This window comes from Massilia atriviolacea, assembly GCF_003953935.1.
In the GTDB taxonomy this organism is placed as follows: Bacteria; Pseudomonadota; Gammaproteobacteria; order Burkholderiales; family Burkholderiaceae_D; genus Telluria_A; species Telluria_A atriviolacea.
In genome coordinates, this window is the sequence record NZ_RXLQ01000018.1 from 54955 (window position 1) to 75980 (window position 21026).

Here is a 21026-nt window from a genome sequence, read left to right on the forward strand (position 1 = left end):
CGCCGGAAACCCCCTCCCTCTCACCACCAGGCCAATTTCACGGGGAATGACAAGACCACTTACCCAGGATGCCAGTCCACCCGTGTCTTAACGAAACAACATATGAAAAAAATCACATAACTGGTAGTGTTCTGGTATTAAAGAGGAGTATATTGGCGTTAGATTGGTTTTAGACGTGGTTGTACCCGTAGCACATAAAAAGTCGTTGTTAAAAATGAACTGGCTTACTCACGGAGCCAACATCAAGGGGGAAGTAATGAAGCGCAATCAGTCAGTAGTGAATAAGAACGCAGAGCGTCCTGTATCGACCAGCCTGACGCCGGTAGCGTCGGCGGCAGCCATTCTGGTGTTGAGCATTGCGATGTCGACCCAGGCGCAAGCCCAGGCCCAGGCCGCCGCAACCGTGCCTCCGGTGGATCCGGAAGCGAAAACGGAAGTGGTGGTCGTCACTGGTATTCGCGCGGCGATGCAACAGTCGCTGAACCAGAAGCGCAATTCGGACACCATGGTCGAAGTCATTACTGCTGAAGACGTGGGCAAGATGCCGGACAAGAACGTCGCCGACTCCCTGCAACGCCTGCCGGGCGTGAGCGTGGCAGCGGCCGGCGGCTCGGAAGGCAGCTTCGGCGAAAACGACCGCGTGGCCCTGCGCGGCACCCCGTTCGGCCTGACCCTGACCACCCTCAACAGCCACACCGTGTCGAGCGGCGACTGGTTTGCCGATAACATCATCGGCGGCGGGCGCAGCGTCAGCTTCTCCCTGTTCCCGTCCGAACTGATCGGCCGCGTGACGGTCCACAAAGGTTCGCAGGCCAACCTGCTCGAAGGCGGCGCCGTCGGCGTGGTCGACATCGAAACGCGCAAGCCGCTGGACTTCAAGAAAGGCATCAGCGCGCAGGTCAGCCTGGGCGCCGTGAATTCGCAAAACTCGGGCAAGAACGATGGCCAGTTCAACGGCCTGGTGAACTGGAAGAACCAGGCCGGCAACCTGGCCGTGATGGTCCAGGGCTTCCATGAAAAACGCACCCTGAGCCGGGTCGGCCAGGAAAACGGCATCTGGTACGATCCGGTCGACGCCAATTCGCCGGTCGACAAGGGCGTGCCCGGCGCCTCCACCGCCATTAAGACCGATCCGGTCAAGGGCGCCAAGGCCAACTACCTGGGCGGCACCGCCTGGTTCGAACAGGAGCGCACCCGCAAGGGCGGCCTGATCGACGTGCAGTTCAAGCCGACCAGCGACATCATGCTCGACCTGTCGGTGTTCCGCTCGCACCTGGACGCGCCGAACATCAACCACAACTTCATGCAATCGCTGGGCCGCTTCCTGGCGCCGAACTGGGCGGTCAAGGACTTCCCGGCGGGTAACGTCAGCGGCACGGTCAGCAATGGCGTGCTGACCCAGCTGACCGGCAAGGTGCCGGCCAACTGCGGCGCGGTCTGCAACAGCATGTCGAGCGCGGTGCAGGAAGAATTCAGCCGTCCGATCGCCGAGAGCCAGTCCAAGTTCGTCAACCTGGACGGCAAATGGCGCGTCAACGACAAGCTGACCCTGTCCGGCAAGGTCGGTTCCACCAAGGGCCTGGGCAACACCCAGAGCGGCGCGCTGGGCGTCTGGATGCCGTACACCGGCGGCAGCTACACCATGAATGGCGTGGACAAGGCGGTCACCTATGTGATCCCGGGCGCCGACAAGTTCTCGATCGGCGGCGGTCCTGACGGCAGCGGCAACGTGCCTTACACCTACGGTTCGCACGTCACCGCGATCGACAAGGAAGTCTACGGCCAGGTCGACGGCACCTACAAACTGGACCTGGCCAGCGTGCAGTCGATCCAGTTCGGCCTGCGCGGCGCCGAGCACAAGCGCGACCTGACCGCGATCGGCATCAACGGCCTGCCAAGCCTGTCCCTGGTCAGCAACCTGCCGATGGGCGGCCTGACCTCGTTCCCGACCGAGTTCAACGACCTCGACGCCAACGGCGCCGGCTGGTGGACGTTCTCGCGCGAAGCGGTCAACGGCTGGCTGCGCACCCATGCCAAGTACGAAGGCCACCTCAAGCAAAACGAATTCAAGATCAAGGAGCCGACCCGTTCGGCCTACGTGATGGCGAACTTCGGCGCCGACGGCATTTCGGGCAATATCGGCGTGCGCGTGGTGCACACCAAGGAAGAAGTCGAGCGTAACGAGATCGCGCCGTCCGGCACCTTCGAGCCGCGCCTGTACACCAATACCTACCTGGACTTCCTGCCAAGCGCGAACTTCCGCATGGACCTGTCGAAGAACCTGGTGGCGCGCTTCTCGACCAGCCGCACCATGGCGCGCCCTGAGCTGGGCCAGATGGCCGGCACCGACCTGCGCGACGTGCAGGGCACCGGCAGCGCCGGCAATCCGAACCTGCGTCCTATCCGTTCGAACAACTTCGACCTGGGCGTGGAATGGTATTTCGCCGAGAAGTCGCTGCTGGCGGCCGGCGCGTTCTACTCGGCGCTGGACGGCTACGTGACCTACGGTTCGGGCACGGCGACCTTCTACAACCAGCTGCAGAAGAAGAACACCGTGTACCAGATCGACACCCCGCTCAACACCACGGCGGAAGTGAAGGGCATGGAGTTCTCCTACCAGCAGGCGCTGCCTGCGGGCTTCGGCGTGAACGCCAACTACACCTACACGCTGGGCAAAGAGACCGGCAAGGCGCCCGGCTCGATCTGCGGCGCGCTCACGTATGCCGATTGCACCCTGATCGGCACCTCGAAGAACGCCTACAACGTCGGCGCCTTCTATGAGCAGAACAAGCTCTCGGCACGTTTGACCTACAGCTGGCGTTCGGGCTTCCTGAACGGCACGAGCCGCAATTCGGCCTCGTACCAGGCCTCGGTCGGTTCGCTGTCGGCCTCGCTGGCGTACCAGATCAACGAGAACTTCAGCGTCACCCTGGACGGCAAGGACCTGAACAATCCGCTGGTGCGTTCGGTGATCCACACCCCGGGTGCGATGGATGTGCCAGGCTCGCTGTACAAGAACGGCCGCCAGATCTACCTGGCGCTGCACGGCAAATACTAAGGCTGGGATAAAGGGACTTCGGTCCCTTCGATCAATGACGGGACGCTTGTGCGTCCCGTTGTTTTTGCGAGGTCGTTGTGCACGATCGACGCCGGATCGACTTGGAAAATCGCGATCGGGTGTGAGAAATGCGGCTCGGATCGCCGTTATGGCAGAGTTTGCCGGTACCAACAAGTCGTTTGTCGGGAAATCGCTCGACAATTCCCAGAAGCGCACGGACCTGAGGTGCACCGCAGTCTTGCGCGCCAAGCATGCTCACCGTAACGTCCAATAGCGTCAACTGGGTTTCGTCATCTGGTGCGCTGAATCGTTCGAGCGCGGTAACGATGGGTTGCGGCATGTCGACTGGTTCCGGAACAGGATTTGGTTGCGGCGCCAATAAAAACGGGCGGGCCCGGCTTGCGCCGGAACCCGCCCGCTCATACGGCCACGCCGTAAATTACTTCGCTACCGGCGCTGCCGCAGGTGCCGCCGCCGCTGCCGTATCGGCAGGACGCTTGAGCCACATCACCCAGTAACGCGCCAGGTCGCCGATGCCGTCGGTGCCCTTGATGCTCTCGAACGTCTTGATCGCATCGTCCTTGCGGCCGGCCTTGGCGTAGGCCATGCCCAGTTTCAGCTTGGCTTCTTCCGGACGCTTCAGGCCGCCCTTGGCGATGCCTTTTTCGATGCGGTCGATGCCCTTCTCGAAATCGTCCATGGTGACGTAGGCGTAACCGAGGTTGACCAGGCCGGTGCCGTCCTTCAGCTTGGCCGCGCTGGCCTCGCCGCTGGCGATGTTCTTCTCGTCGTCGGCCGCGTTCTTGTTGGCGCGGTCGCGCAGCGACTTGTGCTTGGAGGCGTTCGGGCCGGTGCCCAGCACGTTGGCGGCGAAGCCGGCGTCAACCGCCTTTTTCGCTTCGATCGGGAAACCGGCCAGCAGCGCCAGTTCCGCCATCTCGACGTACTGTTCCGCTTCCATTTGCTTGAGCACGGTCGTCTCGAGGCGGTACGCGTCCAGTTGCAGTTTGCTGTTGAAGCTGGTCTTGCCGTACATGCGGTGCAGCAGGTCGGCCCACAGTTCTTCGGTCGGGTACGAGGCGACCAGCTTCTCGACGGTGGCGGTGTAGGTCGCCATGTCCTTCTGCTTGCCGGCGATGGTGGCCAGCAGGCGCAGGTCGTCCGCTGGCGGCACCTTGCCGGCTTTTTCGGATTCGGCCAGCATGGCCAGCACTTCGGTCTTGGCCGAGGCGAAATCGTTGTTCAGGTAGTAGGCGCGCACGATCGAGCCGCGCACGCGGGCCGGGGCGCCGCCGTCGGCCATGTAGCGCTTCATCCATTCGATCGCCTTCGGATAGTTCTTGGCGTTAAATTGCATATTGCCCATCGCCAGGATGAATTCCGGCTTGTCGGCCGCCGGCGTGCTTGGCGAGTTGATGATCGCTTCGAGCGAGCTCATCGCCATTGCATCGTTGGCGCTGGCCGAGGCCAGGGCGAACTTCATGCGTTCGATGACGTAGTTCTCGTACGGGGTGCGGTTGGCGAAGGCTTCGGCGGCGTTGACCTTTTCCTGGACTTCGGCGAATTTTTTGCCGTCGATCAAGCCCTTGATCATGCCCGGTTCGAGCAGTTTGTACAGATCCGGACGAACGGTGTCGGGTTTGGTCGGCGCGGCGCTGGTCGCAGGCGTTGCCGGGGCGGTTTGCGCGCTGGCGCCGGTCATCAGGGCGGGAGCGGCGTTGAGGCCAATGGCGGCCAAGATCAGGCTGATACGAGCGAGACGAAACTGGGACATGGAAAATCCTTCAATCAAAGACATAAAGACAGCCTGACGCTATAACGCATCAGCCCGCCGAACCGTGGACACGCGACCTGGATAGGCGACATCCGACTCGGGGAAACTCGGGTGCGAATTTCGGACGAAGCGCATATTGTTACATAAACTTCATTTTGGTACGCTGATTTCCGTGCGGACCGGTTCAGGCACGGGCAAACGCGCGTCCGTCGGCGTCGAAAAGATGGCAGTGCGCGGGCGGCAGATGCACCGCGATGCGCTCGCCCGCGCGCAGCGCTGCGCCGCCCTGCGGCTGGCGCAGCGCGATCAGGGCCGGGTCGCCCTGCATGCTGGCGTAGACGACGGTCTGGTCGCCCAGGTACTCCACATGGCCGACCACGGCGCCCACCATATTGGCCTGCGCGCTGCCTGCCGCCAGCAGCGCCATGTGCTCGGCGCGGATGCCGAGCGTGACCTTGTCGCCGATCGCGGCGGCGCCGCCGTCGCAATCGGCGTCGATCAGGGTGCCGTCGGCCAGGCGCACGCGCACGCCGATGGCGCCGATGTGCGCCACGTCGGCGCCGATGAAGTTCATCTTCGGCGCCCCGAGGAATCCGGCCACGAACAGGTTGCCCGGATTGGTATAGAGCTCGTACGGCGTGCCGACCTGCTCGATGCGCCCGCCGTTGATGACGACGATGCGCTCGCCCAGGGTCATCGCCTCGACCTGGTCGTGCGTCACGTAGATCATGGTGGTCTTGAGTTCCTTGTGCAGGCGGCTCAGTTCCACCCGCATCTGCACGCGCAGGCTGGCGTCGAGGTTCGACAGCGGTTCGTCGAACAAAAAGACCTCGGGCTTGCGCACGATGGCGCGTCCGATCGCCACGCGCTGGCGCTGGCCGCCCGACAGTTCCTTGGGCCGGCGCTGCAGCAGGTGAGCGATCTGCAGGATCTCGGCGGCGCGTCCGACCTGCGCCTTGAGTTCCTCGCCCTTGTGGCCGGCCAGCTTGAGCGCGAACGCCATGTTCTCGAACACCGTCATGTGCGGATACAGCGCGTACGACTGGAACACCATGGCCAGGCCGCGCTTGGCCGGCGCCACGTCGTTGGCCAGCAGGCCGCCGATATGCAGCTCCCCGCCGCTGATCTCTTCCAGCCCGGCGATCATGCGCAGCAGGGTCGATTTGCCGCAGCCGGACGGGCCGACGAAGACCACGAATTCGCCGTCGGCGATCGCCAGGTCGATGCCGTGGATGATGGTCTGCTTGTCGTCGTAGCGCTTGACGACGCCCTTGAGGGTGACGGCGGCCATGCGTCAGTTCGCCGTCGACGGTTGGGCGGCCGCGAGTTCGGCCTGCTGGCGCTCGCTCGCGCTCATCGGAATGATCTGCGACAGGATCGCCACCGGCACCGCCGCCGCCAGCACCCACAGGAAGAAGTTGTGGTAGCCGAGCGCGATCTGGATATCGCCGCTGACCCACTTGAACAGCGAGAAGCCGAGCTGCATGAAGCCGGTCGCGAACGCATAGTGCGCGGTCTGGTAGCGGCCCGGCGCCACCACCTGCATCATGTACAGGATCAGGCCCACGAAGCCGAAGCCGTAGCCGAACATCTCCACCGCCAGCGCGGCGCCGATCAGGGTCAGGTCGGTCGGCAGGGTGGTCGAGAGGAAGTAGAACACCAGGTTGGGCAGGTTGACCGCCAGGATCAGCGCCAGGATGGCGCGCTTGAGGCCCAGCCACGAGGTGAAGTAACCGCCCGCGATGCTGCCGACCACGAACGCCACGGTGCCCGCCGTGCCGTACACGGCGCCCACTTCGATGGTGCTCAGTCCCAGCCCGCCCAGGCTGCGCGCCTCGCGCAGGAACAGCGGGCCGATGGTCTGCACCTGCGCTTCCCCGGCGCGGAACAGGATGATGAACAGGATCGAAATCCAGATGCCGGGCTTTTTGAAGAAGTCGATGATGACTTCCTTGAGCGTGCGCGCGATCGCCCTGGCGGTGATGTCGGAACTGGCCGGGTTCTTTGCCAGCGGCAGCGCCCAGCCGTTGTACAGGCCGAGCGTGATCATCGCCGCCGCCAGGATGCAGAATACGATGGTCCAGGCCGAGGTCACGCCCATGGTCTTTTCAAAATACCCGGCCAGCAGCAGCAGGCCGCCCGACGAGATGAAGCGTCCGGCGTTGAAAAAGGTGCCGGTCCAGCCGGCGTAGGCTGCCTGCTCCTTTTGCGTCAGGCTGGCGATGTACAGGCCGTCGCAGGCCACGTCGTGGGTGGCCGACGAAATGGCGACAAGCGTGAGCATGACCACGCAGGCGGCGAACCAGAACGGCATGTGCAGGGCCAGCGCCACCAGGCCGAGGCAGGCGCCGCCCGCCAGCTGGAAGCTGACCACGATGATCTTCTTGCTGCTCGCCAGTTCCAGGAAGGGGCTCCAGAGCGGCTTGAAGATCCAGGCCGACATGATGGCGGCGGTCCAGTGGGCGATGTCGTCGTTGGCCACCCCCATGCTCTTGAACATCTGGCCGGCCACCATCGCCACGGCGAAGAAGGGCAGGCCCTGCGCCAGGTACAGGCTGGGGACCCAGGCCAGTGGGCTGCGTTCTTTTCTCGTTGTTTTAGTGAGTTCCATCGACATCCTTGGTGAGGTGCTTGACTGCGGTATTTGATTGACTACTTGACCGCGCCGTCCATGCCGCGCATGAAGAAGCGCTGCGTGAACAGGAAGGCGGCCAGCGTGGGCAGGATCGTCAGCACGGTGCCGGCGGCGATCACACGGGTGCTGCTGCCGAAGGTGCCGCGCAAGTACAGCACGCCCACCGACAGCGGAAATTCATCCGGTTTGCTCATGACGATCGAGGGCCAGATGTATTCGTTCCAGGCTTCGACGGCGGTCAGGATGCCGACCGTGGCCAGCCACGGCGCGATCAGCGGCAGCATGATCTTGCTGAAGATGATCCACTCCGAGGCGCCGTCCACGCGCGCCGCGTCGATCAGGTCTTGCGGCACTTCCTCGAAGGCCTGCTTGAGCAGCAGGATGGCCACCGCCGTGACCACGTTCGGCAGGATCACGCCGGTGTAGGTATCCACCAGCGACAGCTTGGTGACGGTGATGAAGTTGACCAGGAAGTTTACTTCCGACGGCAGCACCAGGGTCGCGAGGATGATCCCGAACACCAGCTTGCGGCCGCGGAAATGCATGCGCGCCAGCGGATACGCCGCCAGCGAGCACAGTGCCAGCTTCCAGAACACGGTGAGCGCGGCGATCAGCACCGAGTTCCTGAAGAACGCCAGGATCGGAATCGCGCGGAACACTTCGGCGAAGTTTTCCAGCGACGGCGAACGCGGCCAGAAGGTGGGCGGAAAGGCGAACACATTGCCTTCGGTCGAGATGGCGGTGACCAGGGTCCACCAGAACGGGAATACGCACACCACGGCGAGCACGCACAGGATCAGGTAATGGCCGAAGGTGGCCAGCGGACGGGCGCGCATCAGCGGTGCTTTGGTTTGAGGTAGCGCAGGCACACCAGCGCGATGCCGATGCAGATGCTCGACACCACCAGGCTGGCGGCGAGTGCGCGCGGCAGCTTGAGGTGCTTGAGCCCCTGGTCGTAGGCGTAGTACAGCGCCGTGAAGGTCGAATTCATCGGTCCGCCCTGGGTCAGCACGTCGACTTCCTGGTACGCCTTGAGCGCGGCCAGCACCGACAGGATGGTGCATACCGCAATCGTCGGGCGCAGCATCGGCACGGTGATCTTCCAGAACTGCTGCCAGCGGTTGGCGCCATCGAGCATGGCGGCTTCCTGCATGTCGGCCGGGATCGATTGCAGCGCCGCCAGGTACATCACCATGTACCAGCCAAGCCCGCGCCAGAGCGTGACGAACATCACCGCGAACAGGGCCAGGGTGTCGTCGGTCAGCCAGCCGATCGGCGCGTTCGCCAGGCGCAGTTGCATGAAGACGTAATTGAGCGTGCCCTGTTCGTGGAACATGAAGCCCCACATGATGCCCACCACCGACACCGTGGTCACCACCGGCACGTAGAAGGCGGCGCGGAACCAGCGGATGCCGGGCAGCTGGTTGTTCACCAGGACCGCCAGCGCCACCGCGCCGATCTGCACGAACGGCACCATGACCAGGAACAGCAGCGAATTTTTCAGGCCCGTGACGAACATCTCGTTGTCGAAGATGTAGCGGAAGTTATCCAGGCCGACGAAGGAGGTCGGCCGGATCAGGGAGTAGTCGGTGAACGCGAGGAAGGAGCCGTACGCCACCGGCCAGAACGAAAACACGGCCAGCAGCAGCAGGGCCGGTGCCAGGAACATCCACGCTTGCAGGGTGTGCCGCCTCGTCGTCATGTCAGTGCAGCCTTTGCTTGGACAGCTTCTTGTTCCAGATGGCGACCGCCTGGTCGAGCGCCTGCCGCACGTCCTGCTTGCCGGTGACGCCCGCTTCGACCGCCTTGACCAATGAGCGGCGCAATTCGTCGTAATCGTCGATGCCGGCCACGTACAGGGTGTGCGAGTGCGCCATCGAGCGCGCGCCCGCTTCCACGGCCTTTTCGGCCGCGCCGGCGTTGCTTGGGTGCGCGAGAAAATACGGGTCGGCCGCCGCCTTGACGGCGGTGGGGAACACGCTGGCCTGCTTGGCGAAGGCCAGCTGGTTGGCGTCGCTGGTCAGGTACAGCGCGAATTTGCCGACTGCGGGCAGGATGTCGGCTTTTACGCCCTTGGGGATCGCAAAGTGAATCAGCCAGCCGCCGTCGGCGATGCCGGTGGGGCCGAGCGGCGCGGGCGCCACGCCGGTGATGGCGTAGATGTCCTTTGCATCGCCCTGGATGCGCTTCAAGGCCGTCGGCGGCGCCAGCAGCATGCCTAGGCGCCCGCCCTTGTAGGCGTCGATCACGGCGGGGAAGTTATCTTCGGCGAACAGGCTTTCCTTCAGCAGGCCGCCGGCCTTGTAGGTGGCCGCGAGTTTTTGCACCAGCGCCACGTGCTGCGGCGAATTGAAGACCGCCTTGCCGTCCTGGATGACGGCCAGGCCCTGCCACATGAACAGGCCATCGATCTTCGACAGCGCCGGGGCGATGCCGGCCTTGCCGGTGCGCGCCGCGATCTGGCGCGCGAACGCCAGCTGCTCGTCGAAGCTGTGCGGCCCGCGCGTCAATCCCGCGTCCCTGAAAATATGCTGGTTGTAGGCGATCACGGCGACGTTGCTGTACATCGGGAAGCCGTAGGTCCTGCCCTTGAAGCGCAGGTCTTCCAGGGTGCTGGGAATGTAGCTCGATTTCGACGCGCCGAGCAGGGCGTCGATCGGCGTGAGCAGTTCGTCGCGCGCGTATTCGTCGGCCCAGGGCACGTTCAGGTTGACCAGCGCCGGCGGCGTGCCGGCCACGATGCGGGTGACCAGCTTGGTCTGGATCACGTCCCACGGAAAATCGATCCACTCGATCTTCACGCCCGGATTGGCGGCCTCGTAGTTGCGCGCCACCGATTCGAAAAACGGCGTGAACTTGGGCTTCATGCTGAAGGTCCAGAACTCGATTTTCGTTTCGGCGGCGGCCGCCGAAGCCGCCAGCCCCAGTGCCATCAATGCCGTCAGCAGCGCAGTGAGCTTCAACTTGATCATCATCGATGGCAGAGGAGGGTCAGTTGGTCTTGGTGACTTTGCTCAGGTGGCGCGGACGGTCCGGGTCCATGCCGCGCGCTTTCGACAGGTGCGCCGCCATCACATAGAACGCCTGCACGGCGACGATCGGGTCCAGGTCCGGGGTGGCGGCGGTCGGCAGGGTCAGGTCGCGCTCGGCCACGTCGGCGGGCGCTGCCAGCAGCACGCGCGCGCCACGGGTGCGCATCTCGGCCGCCAGTGCGATCAGGCCGGCCTGGGTCGGTCCGCGCGTGGCGAAAATCAGCAGCGGGTAGCCGTCTTCGATCAGCGCCATCGGGCCGTGCTTGATCTCGGCGCCGCTGAACGCTTCCGCCTGCAGGGCCGAGGTTTCCTTGAACTTGAGCGCCGATTCGAGCGCGATCGGAAAACTGATGCCGCGTCCGACCACCATGATGTTGCGGGCCGGCGTGAGCACTTCCAGCGCCGGCGACCAGTCCACTTCGGTTGCACTGCGCAACGCTTGCGGCAGGGCGGCCAGGCCGTCCGTCAGTTCCGGGTCGTTCTGCCACTGCGCCACCAGGCGCGCACCGGCCACGAGACTCGTGATGAAGCTCTTGGTGGCGGCCACGCTCTGCTCCTTGCCTGCGCGCAGGGGCATGGCCCATTCGGCGGCGTTGGCCAGGGGCGAATCGATATCGTTGACCAGCGCGATGGTGGTGGCGCCGCCGTCGCGGAAGTAGCGGATCGGTTCGACCACGTCCGGGCTCTGGCCCGATTGCGAAATGGCGATGGTGAGGGTGTCGCGCGTGACCAGCGGCGACTTGTACAGGGTCACCAGCGACATCGGCAGGGAGGCGACGATGCGCCCCATGCGCGCCATGATCAGGTAGGCGCAGTAGTTGGCGGCGTGGTCGGAACTGCCGCGCGCCACGGTCAGCGCCGTGTTGAAGGTGGTGGTCCTCAGCTTGCGGCCCAGTTCCGCGTAGCGTTCGACGTCGTTCTCCAGCTGCAGGGCGACGCAGTCGGCGGCGGACAGGGCTTCTTTAAGCATCAGTGAGGTCACACTTTTCTCCTTCGATATAGACAGCTTTGATTTTCAAATCGCGGTCCAGCACCACCATGTCGGCAAAGGCGCCGATCGCCAGGCGTCCGCGTTCGGTTTCGCCGAGGTAGTCGGCGGCATAGGTCGAGACGCGGTGCGATGCGTCTTCCAGGGTCAGGCCCAGGCTGACCAGGTTGCGCAGCGCCTGGTCCATGGTCAATGTGCTGCCGGCCAGCGTGCCGTCGGGCAGGCGCACGCCGCCCATGCACTTCTGCACGCTATGGCGGCCAAGCTTGTAGTCGCCGTCCGGCATGCCGGTGGCGGCGGTGGAGTCGGTGACGCAGTACAGGTGCGGGATCGAGCGCAGCGCCACCTTGATGGCGCCCGGGTGCACGTGCAGCAGGTCGGGAATCAGTTCGGCATACTGCGCATGCGCCAGCGCCGCGCCGACCATGCCCGGCTCGCGATGGTGCAGGGGGCTCATGGCGTTGAACAGGTGCGTGAAGCCGGCCGCGCCGTGCTCCAGCGCGGCCACGCCGTCTTCGTACGATCCGAGCGTGTGGCCGATCTGCACGCGGATGCCGGCGTTGCTCAGTTCGCGCACCAGGTTCAGGTGGCCGGCGATTTCGGGCGCCACGGTAATCAGGCGCATCGGGGCCAGGGTGCCCAGCTGCTGCACTTCGGCCAGGGTGGCGGCGCGCGCGTAGTTCGGCTGCGCTCCCAGCTTGCCGGAGTTGATGTACGGGCCTTCCAGGTGCACGCCGAGGATGCGCGCCGCGCCCGGCCGGCGGTCGGCGCAGGCCGCACCGATCGAGCGCAAGGCCGCCGTGATCTCGTGCGGCGGCGCGGTCATGGTGGTGGCCAGCAGGCTGGTGGTGCCGTGCCTGGCATGCATGGCGGCGATGATGTGCGGCGCGTCGCCCGCTTCCATGATGTCCTTGCCGCCGCCGCCGTGCACGTGCAGGTCGATGAAGCCGGGGATGATGTAATCGTCGCCGTTGACCGTGGGGTCGACCGCAGCGCCGTCGATGTCCGTTATGCGCTCGCCGAAGCCGACCGCGCCTTTGACCCAGCCGCTGCTGGTCAGGATATTGCCCTTGATTGCATCGCTCATCGGCGCGACTCCGCTACAAATTCATAATAGTCACTGCGGCAGAACGAGTGGGTCAGTTCCACCGCCGCGCCGCTGTCCAGGTAACTCACACGGGTAATGTGCAGCATCGCCGCTCCCGGGGCCAGGCCGGCCAGGCGCGCCTGCTCCGCGTTGGCGTTGACGGCGCGGATATGCTGCAGCGCGCGCATCGGAATGGCGCCGCGCGCTTCCAGGTAGCCGTACAGCGAATCGGTCACGCTGTGCGGGTCGGGCATGTGGATCGCCGGGATGGTGGTCGTTTCGATCGCCATCACCACGTCGTCGGCGGTGCGCAGGCGGCGCAGGCGCGCCACCGGCATGTTGGGCGACAGGCCCAGCGACAGCAGTTCCAGGGGAGCCGCCACGCCGATCTCGCGTTCCAGCCAGCGCGAGCCGGCGGTGAAGCCGCGCTGGCTCAGTTCTTCCGAAAAGCTGGTCAGGCGCGAGAGCGGCTGTTCGAGCTTGGGCGTGATGTAGGTGCCGGAACCGCGCCGGCGCGTCAGCATGCCGCGCTCGCACAGCATGTCGATGGCCTTGCGCGCGGTGACGCGCGAGATGTCGAGCATGTCCGAGAGCATGCGCTCGGACGGCAGCGCTTCGTTGGCGCGCCAGTCGCCGCTGGTGATGCCGGCCGATAGCTTGTTCGCCAGCTGCATGTAGAGTGGGGTGACGCTGTCGGCGTCGGGCTTGAAATCGCTGAGCTGCGCAAGCATGGTTAGTGTCCTCTCACGTGGAGTTCGATCATGCGCAGCGCGCCGCTGGCGGAGTCGCCCAGCGGAGCGACGCTGCGTGCCAGCAGGTCCGGCGGCAGGTAGGCGCGCAGCGGCGCGCCAAGGCCGCCGCACAGCGCCAGCGGCAGCTGGCCGGACGGGTCGAGCGCGTGCGCCATCAAGGCCACTTCGCGCCCGGCATCGGCCAGGATGGCGCGCGCGGTGTCGTCGGTGCCGGCATGCGCCACCACCAGCGGCGCCAGCGAGGCGAACACGGTCTGGCTGGCGCCGCCGATCCAGACCTGGATCGCATTGCGTTCGCCGCCGCAGTTCTCGATCACCGCCTGCGCAAAGGCGCTGTGCGGCGCGCGGCCGTCGATGACTTTTTCGATATGGGCGATGGCGCGCAGGCCCATCCAGCCGCCGCCGGCTTCGTCCCCGGTCGGGAAGCCCCAGCCGCCCACTTCGCGCAGGCTGCCGTCGGCCAGCAAGGCCTGGCCCACGCTGCCGGTGCCGATGGCCACGATGGTGCCCGCCTTGCCGCCGTGCGCGCCGAGCAGGGTGGTGTAGCCGTCGTTGTCGAGGCGCAGGGCGCCGAAGCCCGGATTGGCGGCCACGCATTGCTCGGCCCACAGCGGATTGTGCACGCCGGCCAGGCCCATTCCGATGCCGATGCTGGCGTTGGCCGGCTGCGCCACGCCGGCCGCGCCGAAGGCCGAGGCGATCGCGTCGGCGATCGAATGCCACGCCTGCGCGATGCCGAGCGAGAGGCCGGACGGGCCGCCCTGGCCTTGTGCCAACGCGGTGCCGTCGGCGCGCGCCAGGCGCACTCTGGTACCGGTTCCACCGCCATCGACGCCGATGAGATATTCGATCATGTGTGTTGTTGTCCGGGTTCTGGATTGGGGAAGGTGTGGGCACTATATGATCGACAAACCACCTTGTCAACAGGTATTTAAGTGGTATTATAAAATACCGAATTGGCATGGTGCCACATGGCGCTGATGACAAGGTAAGTCATTGTTTGATAAGGATTTATAAAACGAGGCCAATGGTATTGCCCTGGCTTTGGTTTAATGCCAATTTGGTATGGGGAGGAAGGTGCGGAGGGGGATTTGGCGCAGCCGCCGCGATGCGGGGATGTCGTGCTGGCGCGGGCGCTGCCGCCCTGGCCTGGCGCCAGGGCAGCGCTCGATGCGCCGCCCTGGGGCCAGGACGCGGGCAAACCCGCGCTGGAAGAAATCAGTTGGCGCTGGCGCTGGCGCCCTTGCGGTCGTAGCGCATCAGTTGCGGGGCGCCGGTGCCGGCCTGCTTGACCCGCACTTCGGCATTGCCCGAACCGCGCACGCTCACCGCCGCCTGTTGCGCGACCAGGTTTTCGCCGTCGACGCTGCCGGAGCCGCTCAGGTCCGCCGTGAGCGCGCCGACCGTGCCTTCGATGTCGATCTCGCCGGAACCTGCCACCACCAGGCGCGCCTTGTCGGCGCGCAGCTGCTTGACGGTCAGTTCGCCCGAGCCGTGCACCTCACCGACGAACGGCTGGCTGCCGCCGGGCACGCAGGCTTCGCCCGAGCCGCGCAGCACGGCGCTGCTGCGCTCGACGACCAGGCCGCAGGCTTCGATGTCGCCCGAGCCGTGCGCGTTGACCTGCAAGGTGCGCGCCTCGCCGGCCAGGTTGACGTCGCCCGAGCCTTTCATGGTCAGATTGAGCTTGCCGGTCTTGAGCTGGAACAGCTCGACGTCGCCCGAGCCGCTCAGGTTCAGCGCGAACTCGTCGCCGCCCACCTGGCTGAGCGTCACGTCGGCGCTGCCGCTATTGGCCAGGCTGCGCAGGCCCGGCGCGGCGATGTTGATGGTGGCGCGCTCGTCGTTGAAGCTGATGTCGATGCCGCTGCGCGAACGCGGACGCACGATCAGGGTGTCGCCCTTGACGACGGTGTCGATGCGGTCGAGTTCCTTGCGCGGGCCCGACAGTTCGAGCGCTTGCGTGCCCTGGCCGACGATCACCACTTTATAGGGGCCGGACAGGTCGATCGCATGGAAGGGGGCGACCTTGCGCGCCTCGGTGGTGGTCTGGGCATGGGCGGCGGCCGCGGCGGCGCAGAGCAGGGTGGCAATGGTGGCTTGCTTGAAGTAGTGTGTCATGGCAGGTGGCCGCTGGGCGGCGTTGAGTTCGGAGCATCAAGAATACGGCCACGGACGCGCACACGCGCGCACAAACCGATGGATCGACGAATCGGCGGTTTGAACGGTGAGGATGAGGGGATAAGGCGGGGAAAAACAGGTCGGAAAACCCGAGGGGGCGTCGGGTTTTCCGGTTTGAACTGTACTGCCGAGGATGCTGCGTGCGGGCGGCCGGGGGCTGGCCGCCGCAGTGCTTGCTGCTTTAGTTCTTGTACTGTTCCAGCTGGATCGCGAAGGCGGTCTTGTAGTTCTTGACGAATTCGACGGCTTCGGCGTTCACGTCGCTACGGCTGCGGCTGGTCGACTGGGTGATGGTGACGGCTGGCACGCTCAGGCTCGATGCGGCTGCTGCGGACGCGGCGGTGCTGGCGGCAGGGGCGTCGGCGGCAAAGGCGGAACCGCTCAGGACCAGGGCTGCTACTGCGGTAAACAATGTCGATGCTTTCATAATATTTCTCCAGTATTAAGTCAACGTCGCGGTATTGTCTGCGGCGGTCAGAGCGGTTGCTCTTTGATTAAGGTCAGTGTATGCCGTCTGATTGATTCGAAAAAGATCGAATGACGCAATGCACAATTGCTAAATTCGGAATAATCGACGCTTACTTCGCGATCAGGTCGAGTTGCATGCTCAGGGTCGGACGGGCGTTCCTGGCCGCTTCCAGCGCCTCGGCACGCACGTCGGCGCGGCTGCGGCTCGACGACACGGCCAGTTCCGGCACGTTCAGGCGGGTGGCGGTGATGCTGCCGGCGGCCGCGCTCACACCGGCGCTCGCCACCGGCGCATCGGCAGCAACAGCGGAACCAGCGACGGTACTAATAACAACGGCAACAGCGGCAATGAAGGAAAATGATTTCATGGTGTTTCTCCGGTAATTAAGTGGACGTCGCGGGGTGCTTGGCGGCGTTGACGAGTTGCTTGTTTGCGTTTGCTCGTCCATGTGAAGCAGTCTATACGTTGCGGTATCCGCAAAAAAGGCGAATAATCGCAATGCAACGTTGCGCATTCAGGGATAATCCAACAAGGGGGCGGGGATGGACAGGCTGCAATCGATGCGGGTGTTTGCCAAGGTGGTCGAGCAGGGCAGCTTTGCCCGCGCGGCCCAGGCGCTGGATATGTCGAATACCGTGGTGACGCGCAATATCGCCGATCTGGAAGCGCATCTCGGGACGCGCTTGCTCAACCGCACCACGCGCAAGCTCTCGCTGACCGAGACCGGGCGCCAATACCTGGAGCGCGTGCGCCAGATCCTGGCCGATATCGACGATGCCGACGCCATCGCCTCCTCGTCGGCGCGCAAGGCCAGCGGCACCCTGCGCATTTATTGCCATCCCGGCTTCGGCCAGTACCAGCTGGCCAAGCTGCTGCCGCTGTACGCCGCCACCGTGCCCGACGTGGTGCTCGACGTCACCCTGGCCGACCACGCGGTCGATCTGGTCGAGGAAGGTTTCGACGTCGGCATTTTCATGGGCTTGCAAAAGTTCGACGCCAGCCTGATCGCGCGCCGCCTGGCCACCTCCAACGTGGTGCTGTGCGCCTCGCCGGAATACGTGGCGCGGCGCGGCGAACCGCTCACGCCGGTCGATGTGTCCGCTCACGACTGCCTCAACTTCGCCTTCGAACAATTGCGCCACAGCTGGCCGGTGACCTGGGAAAACAAGCGGGTCGACGTGCCGATCAGCGCGCGCCTGGTCTCGAATAATATTTCCGTCCTGCGCCAGGCGGCCTTTGCCGGCATGGGGATCATGGTGCGTTCTTCCCTGACCCTGGAAGACGACCTGACCAGCGGGCGCCTGGTGCAATTGCTTAAGGGCCATCACCTGGGGCGCCTGGAACTGTCGCTCGTGTATCCGAGCCGGCGCTTGCTGTCCTATAAGGTGCGCAGCTTCGTCGACTTCATGACGGCCCGGTTTCCCCATCCGGAAAGCGATCCGTGGCTGGCCCAGGTCTGACGCGTTTCTTTCTTGCCACACTCGCTGACATTTTGTTCATGTCACGCGATTGTCATGTGCTATATTTCTATTCGGAATTTAGTGATTCCAGAGTGGCATGAGCGATATCCATTCTGGCAAATTTTACAAAAGCAAGAAGTTTGACGGGCCCGCGCGGTCCACCTCGAAAGCCCGCCTTCGCGCGGGCTTTTTTTCGTCCGCGATTGGGTAGCGAAATTGCGCCGGGCAGTGTCATAATGTGGCGATGTGAGACAACAGAGGTTTATTCGCTCCGCTCACGGAATAATGGAGGAATAATGATCCGCTATATGGGCACGCGGCAAAATGACGAAGGTGCCGTCGTCTACGTGTTTATTATCAACGGTTTGCAGAAAGAAATCCGCGAAGGCGCGCTCAAGCAATATCCCGGCTGTTACGAGAAATTGCCCGCGTCCGCCAAGGAAAAGATCGCTGCCAACCGCAACTGGCTGTCCAAGCTATAAAATCGTTTTCAGGAGCCCGCAATGAGTAAAGCGCAAGACAGTAAGAAAGAGACCAAAAAAGAGCCGGCCAAGACCGTGAAAGAAAAGAAGGAAGCCAAGAAGGTCAAGAAGGAAGAGCGCGCGCGCCAGTAAGCACGCGCGCCACGGGAGGTCGGATGCGCCTGGCGATCGGTTCGAAGCGGATGTCCCCCGATGCAGCGCGGTTTCGCGCCCTGCTCGGGCGCAGCTGCGTCCCGGCATTGCTGGCGCTGGCCGCCGCCATGCCTGTCGCCGCGCACGCCGCGCCGTCCACCTTCGGCCCCGTGATCGGCAGCGCCATCCTGTGCCGCAGCCAGCTCGACAATGCCTACTTCCACGATTACCTGGTCAACGCCTTCGGCCCGTCCTACAAGCACGAGGGCGGTGCCTACTGGTTCAAGGCCGAGGGGACCTTGTGGGGCGCGCCGGTGACCGACATCATGATCAGCGACGATACCAGCGAACTGGTGTTCGTGGCCGCCGTGGCCGACACCACGCCCGACAAGCTCGAAGAATCGATCCACAAGGCGGTCGGCGTGCGCCACCTGTCGGTGGACGGCTCGCGCTATCCTGTGCGCGCGTCCAATCCCGGCAGCAAGATCGTCTACTTCAAGACCAAGTCCAAGATCTACTGCGCCAAATACAAGCCGCTGCCCGTCGGCCGCTAGGCGTCGGTGATGCATTTCCAGGGAATCCATGTACAAGCAATTCTTTAACCTGAAGCAATCACCGTTTTCGATCGCACCCGACCCCCGTTACCTGTTCATGAGCGAGCGCCACCGCGAAGCGCTGGCGCACCTGCTGTACGGCGTCGGCAGCGGCGGCGGCTTCGTGCTGCTGACCGGCGAAATCGGCGCCGGCAAGACCACCGTCTGCCGCTGCTTCATCGAGCAGATTCCGGCCGACTGCCGCCTGGCCTACATCTTCAATCCCAAGCTGTCGGTCGAGGAATTGCTGCTGTCGATCTGCGATGAATTCCGCATCGACTTGCCGCCGCTGCCGGCCGGCGCGGTCAGCGTCAAGAGTTATGTGGACGCCATCAACCGCTACCTGCTTGCCAGCCACGCGCAGGGCAAGAACAATGTGCTGATCATCGACGAGGCCCAGAACCTGTCGGCCGACGTGCTCGAACAGCTGCGCCTGCTGACCAACCTGGAAACCAACGAACGCAAGCTGCTGCAGATTATCCTGATCGGCCAGCCCGAGCTGCGCGCCATGCTGGCCCGGCCCGAGCTCGAACAGCTGGCCCAGCGCGTGATTGCGCGCTATCACCTGGGCTCGCTGACCGAAGCCGAAACCGCCAGCTATGTCGCGCACCGGCTGGCCGTGGCCGGGGGCGGGGCGTCGCGCCCGTTTCCGCGCTCGGTGCTGGGGCAGGTGTTCCAGCTGTCGCATGGCGTGCCGCGCCGCATCAACCTCTTGTGCGACCGCGCGCTGCTGGGGGCGTATGTGGAAAACAGCCGCGAAGTGACGCGCCAGATCCTGCGCCGTGCCGGCAGCGAAGTGTTTTCCGCCGGCGCCGCGCCTGCCGCGCCCGGGATGCGCTGGCAGTATGTTGCGGCCGGCGTGCTGGCGACGGCCGCGATCGGCGCGGCGGCGGCCTGGCAGCTGCGCCCGTCAACACCGGCCGCGCCCGCGCCCGCAACGGTGCCGCTGGCTGCGGCGCCTGTCAAGGCGGCGCCTCCGCCAGCACTGCCCGCAGCCCCCGCGCCGGCCGCGCCGGCGCCACGGCCGGCCGTCGCGCCGCTCACCCACGCCAGCGAAGAAGCGGCGCTGCAAGCCTTGTCGGCGCTGTGGGGCGTCGCCTTGCCCGCCGGGGGCACGTGCGAGGACGCGCAGAAACTGAGCCTGCGCTGCCATCAGGGCAAGGGCGGGCTGTACGAACTGCGCCTGCTCGACCGTCCGGCCGTGCTGACCCTGCGCGACGGCCCGCTGGTCAGCTACGCATTACTGACCGGCATGGACGAGACCAGCGTGCGCCTGAACGTCGGCGGCAAGGAGCAGACGCTCGACCTCGGCGCGCTCGCCACCCGCTCCGACGGCAGCTTCGTGACCTTCTGGGCGATGCCGCGCTACTTCCGCGACCAGGTCAGCGCGGGCGAGCAGGGCGCCGATGTCGACTGGATCGCGTCGCGGCTGGCCAAGATCAACGGCATGGTCCCGCCGCCGGCCGACCGTCCGCTGGGCGCGCCGACCCTGGACCTGCTGCGTGCCTTCCAGACGCGTCAACACCTCAAGGCGGACGGCGTGGCCGGTCCGCGCACCTACATGCGCCTGAACCAGCTGACCGGCGTGGCCGAGCCGCGCCTGCTGGCCGCAACGGGGAAACCATAAGATGTCCTATATTCTCGAAGCACTGAAAAAGGCGCAGGCCGAACGCCAGCTGGGCAACGCCCCGACGATCCATGCCACGCCGGTGCATGCCGTCGAGCCGGAACGTGCAAGTGCCGGTGCCAGGCCGCTCGTGATCGGGCTGGCGCTGCTGGCATTGGGCGCCACGGGCGCTGCCGTGTATGCCTGGAAGCAATCGGCAAGGCCGCCCGCACCGGTGGTACAGGCTGCCGTGGCGGTCCCGGCGCCGGCTGCGGTCGCGGTCGCCGTGCCCGCCCCGGCGCCCGCACCGGCGGTGGAGGCGCCGCTGCCGCCACCGCCCAAGGCCGAGCCGGTCAACATGCCCGAGGTCAAGCCGGTCAAGAAGGAAGAGCCTGTCAAAAAGGAAGAGCCTGTCAAAAAGGAAGTCCCGGCCAAGAAAGAAGAGCCCGTCAAGAAAGAAGAGCCCGTCAAGAAAGCCGAGCCGGCCAGGACGGAGACGGTCAAGGCCGACGCGCCTGTGGCGGCGCCGGAAGAAAACCTGCGCACCCTGCGCGAGCTCCCCGATGCGCTGCAGCACGAGATTCCGGCGATCGCGGTCGGCGGCTACATCTATTCCAGGAATCCGGCCGACCGTCTGTTGCTGATCGATAAGGTCCTGCGCCGCGAGGGCGAGGAAGTGGCGCCCGGCCTGGTCCTGGAAAAGCTGCTGCCCAAGTCCGCCGTGATGAGCTACAAAGGCCAGCGCTACCGCCATCCGTATTGACGGGTCCGGCCTTT

Annotated in this window: 19 protein-coding genes; 6 read left to right on the forward strand and 13 right to left on the reverse strand. The window is 64.9% G+C overall.

Annotated elements, in window-relative coordinates:
• Window positions 1-277 precede the first annotated feature (277 nt).
• The gene (locus EJB06_RS25960; RefSeq protein ID WP_164558044.1) at window positions 278-3058 is read left to right on the forward strand and encodes a TonB-dependent receptor; all 2781 of its coding nucleotides are present in this window, start codon (window positions 278-280) and stop codon (window positions 3056-3058) included.
• 439 nt (window positions 3059-3497) lie between these two features.
• On the opposite strand, the gene EJB06_RS25965 is transcribed toward EJB06_RS25960, so the two are convergent.
• From EJB06_RS25965 to EJB06_RS26025, 13 genes are all read right to left on the reverse strand, one after another.
• On the reverse strand, window positions 3498-4832 hold the full coding sequence (locus EJB06_RS25965) for a tetratricopeptide repeat protein (RefSeq protein WP_126076935.1): 1335 nt from the start codon (window positions 4830-4832) through the stop codon (window positions 3498-3500).
• A gap of 184 nt (window positions 4833-5016) precedes the next feature.
• Window positions 5017-6123: an ABC transporter ATP-binding protein gene (locus tag EJB06_RS25970; RefSeq protein WP_126076936.1), complete on the reverse strand. Its 1107-nt coding sequence runs from the start codon at window positions 6121-6123 to the stop codon at window positions 5017-5019.
• A gap of 3 nt (window positions 6124-6126) precedes the next feature.
• On the reverse strand, window positions 6127-7443 hold the full coding sequence (locus tag EJB06_RS25975; protein WP_126076937.1) for an MFS transporter: 1317 nt from the start codon (window positions 7441-7443) through the stop codon (window positions 6127-6129).
• Between the two features lie 41 nt (window positions 7444-7484).
• The gene (locus EJB06_RS25980; RefSeq protein ID WP_126076938.1) at window positions 7485-8303 is read right to left on the reverse strand and encodes a carbohydrate ABC transporter permease; all 819 of its coding nucleotides are present in this window, start codon (window positions 8301-8303) and stop codon (window positions 7485-7487) included.
• Window positions 8303-9169, reverse strand: a complete 867-nt coding sequence (locus tag EJB06_RS25985; RefSeq protein ID WP_126076939.1) for a carbohydrate ABC transporter permease — start codon at window positions 9167-9169, stop codon at window positions 8303-8305. Before EJB06_RS25985 ends, EJB06_RS25980 begins: the two co-directional genes overlap by 1 nt.
• A gap of 1 nt (window position 9170) precedes the next feature.
• Window positions 9171-10442: an ABC transporter substrate-binding protein gene (locus tag EJB06_RS25990; protein WP_126076940.1), complete on the reverse strand. Its 1272-nt coding sequence runs from the start codon at window positions 10440-10442 to the stop codon at window positions 9171-9173.
• Window positions 10443-10458: 16 nt separating this feature from the next.
• Window positions 10459-11469: an SIS domain-containing protein gene (locus EJB06_RS25995; protein ID WP_198420923.1), complete on the reverse strand. Its 1011-nt coding sequence runs from the start codon at window positions 11467-11469 to the stop codon at window positions 10459-10461.
• The gene (nagA, locus tag EJB06_RS26000) at window positions 11462-12574 is read right to left on the reverse strand and encodes an N-acetylglucosamine-6-phosphate deacetylase (protein WP_126076941.1); all 1113 of its coding nucleotides are present in this window, start codon (window positions 12572-12574) and stop codon (window positions 11462-11464) included. The genes EJB06_RS25995 and nagA overlap by 8 nt, the downstream gene beginning before the upstream one ends.
• A complete protein-coding gene (locus tag EJB06_RS26005) occupies window positions 12571-13305 on the reverse strand; it encodes a GntR family transcriptional regulator (protein ID WP_126076942.1) in 735 nt (244 codons plus the stop codon). The genes nagA and EJB06_RS26005 overlap by 4 nt, the downstream gene beginning before the upstream one ends.
• 2 nt (window positions 13306-13307) lie before the next feature.
• Window positions 13308-14180, reverse strand: a complete 873-nt coding sequence (locus tag EJB06_RS26010; RefSeq protein ID WP_126076943.1) for a glucosamine kinase nucleotide-binding domain-containing protein — start codon at window positions 14178-14180, stop codon at window positions 13308-13310.
• A 364-nt stretch (window positions 14181-14544) separates the two neighbouring features.
• The gene (locus EJB06_RS26015; RefSeq protein ID WP_126076944.1) at window positions 14545-15447 is read right to left on the reverse strand and encodes a GIN domain-containing protein; all 903 of its coding nucleotides are present in this window, start codon (window positions 15445-15447) and stop codon (window positions 14545-14547) included.
• Window positions 15448-15688: 241 nt separating this feature from the next.
• On the reverse strand, window positions 15689-15934 hold the full coding sequence (locus tag EJB06_RS26020) for a hypothetical protein (protein ID WP_126076945.1): 246 nt from the start codon (window positions 15932-15934) through the stop codon (window positions 15689-15691).
• A 151-nt stretch (window positions 15935-16085) separates the two neighbouring features.
• A complete protein-coding gene (locus tag EJB06_RS26025) occupies window positions 16086-16343 on the reverse strand; it encodes a hypothetical protein (RefSeq protein WP_126076946.1) in 258 nt (85 codons plus the stop codon).
• Between the two features lie 175 nt (window positions 16344-16518).
• On the opposite strand from EJB06_RS26025, the gene EJB06_RS26030 reads away from it, so the two are divergent.
• From EJB06_RS26030 to EJB06_RS26050, 5 genes are all read left to right on the forward strand, one after another.
• The gene (locus EJB06_RS26030; protein ID WP_126076947.1) at window positions 16519-17436 is read left to right on the forward strand and encodes a LysR family transcriptional regulator; all 918 of its coding nucleotides are present in this window, start codon (window positions 16519-16521) and stop codon (window positions 17434-17436) included.
• 296 nt (window positions 17437-17732) lie between these two features.
• The gene (locus tag EJB06_RS26035) at window positions 17733-17918 is read left to right on the forward strand and encodes a hypothetical protein (RefSeq protein WP_126076948.1); all 186 of its coding nucleotides are present in this window, start codon (window positions 17733-17735) and stop codon (window positions 17916-17918) included.
• Between the two features lie 182 nt (window positions 17919-18100).
• Window positions 18101-18604 carry a hypothetical protein gene (locus tag EJB06_RS26040; protein WP_126076949.1) on the forward strand — a complete coding sequence of 168 codons (504 nt, stop codon included), beginning with the start codon at window positions 18101-18103 and terminating at the stop codon, window positions 18602-18604.
• Between the two features lie 28 nt (window positions 18605-18632).
• Window positions 18633-20270 (forward strand): ExeA family protein, encoded by a 1638-nt coding sequence (locus EJB06_RS26045; RefSeq protein WP_126076950.1) that lies wholly within the window; start codon window positions 18633-18635, stop codon window positions 20268-20270.
• A 1-nt stretch (window position 20271) separates the two neighbouring features.
• Window positions 20272-21012 (forward strand): general secretion pathway protein GspB, encoded by a 741-nt coding sequence (locus EJB06_RS26050; RefSeq protein ID WP_126076951.1) that lies wholly within the window; start codon window positions 20272-20274, stop codon window positions 21010-21012.
• The last annotated feature ends 14 nt before the right edge of the window (window positions 21013-21026 follow it).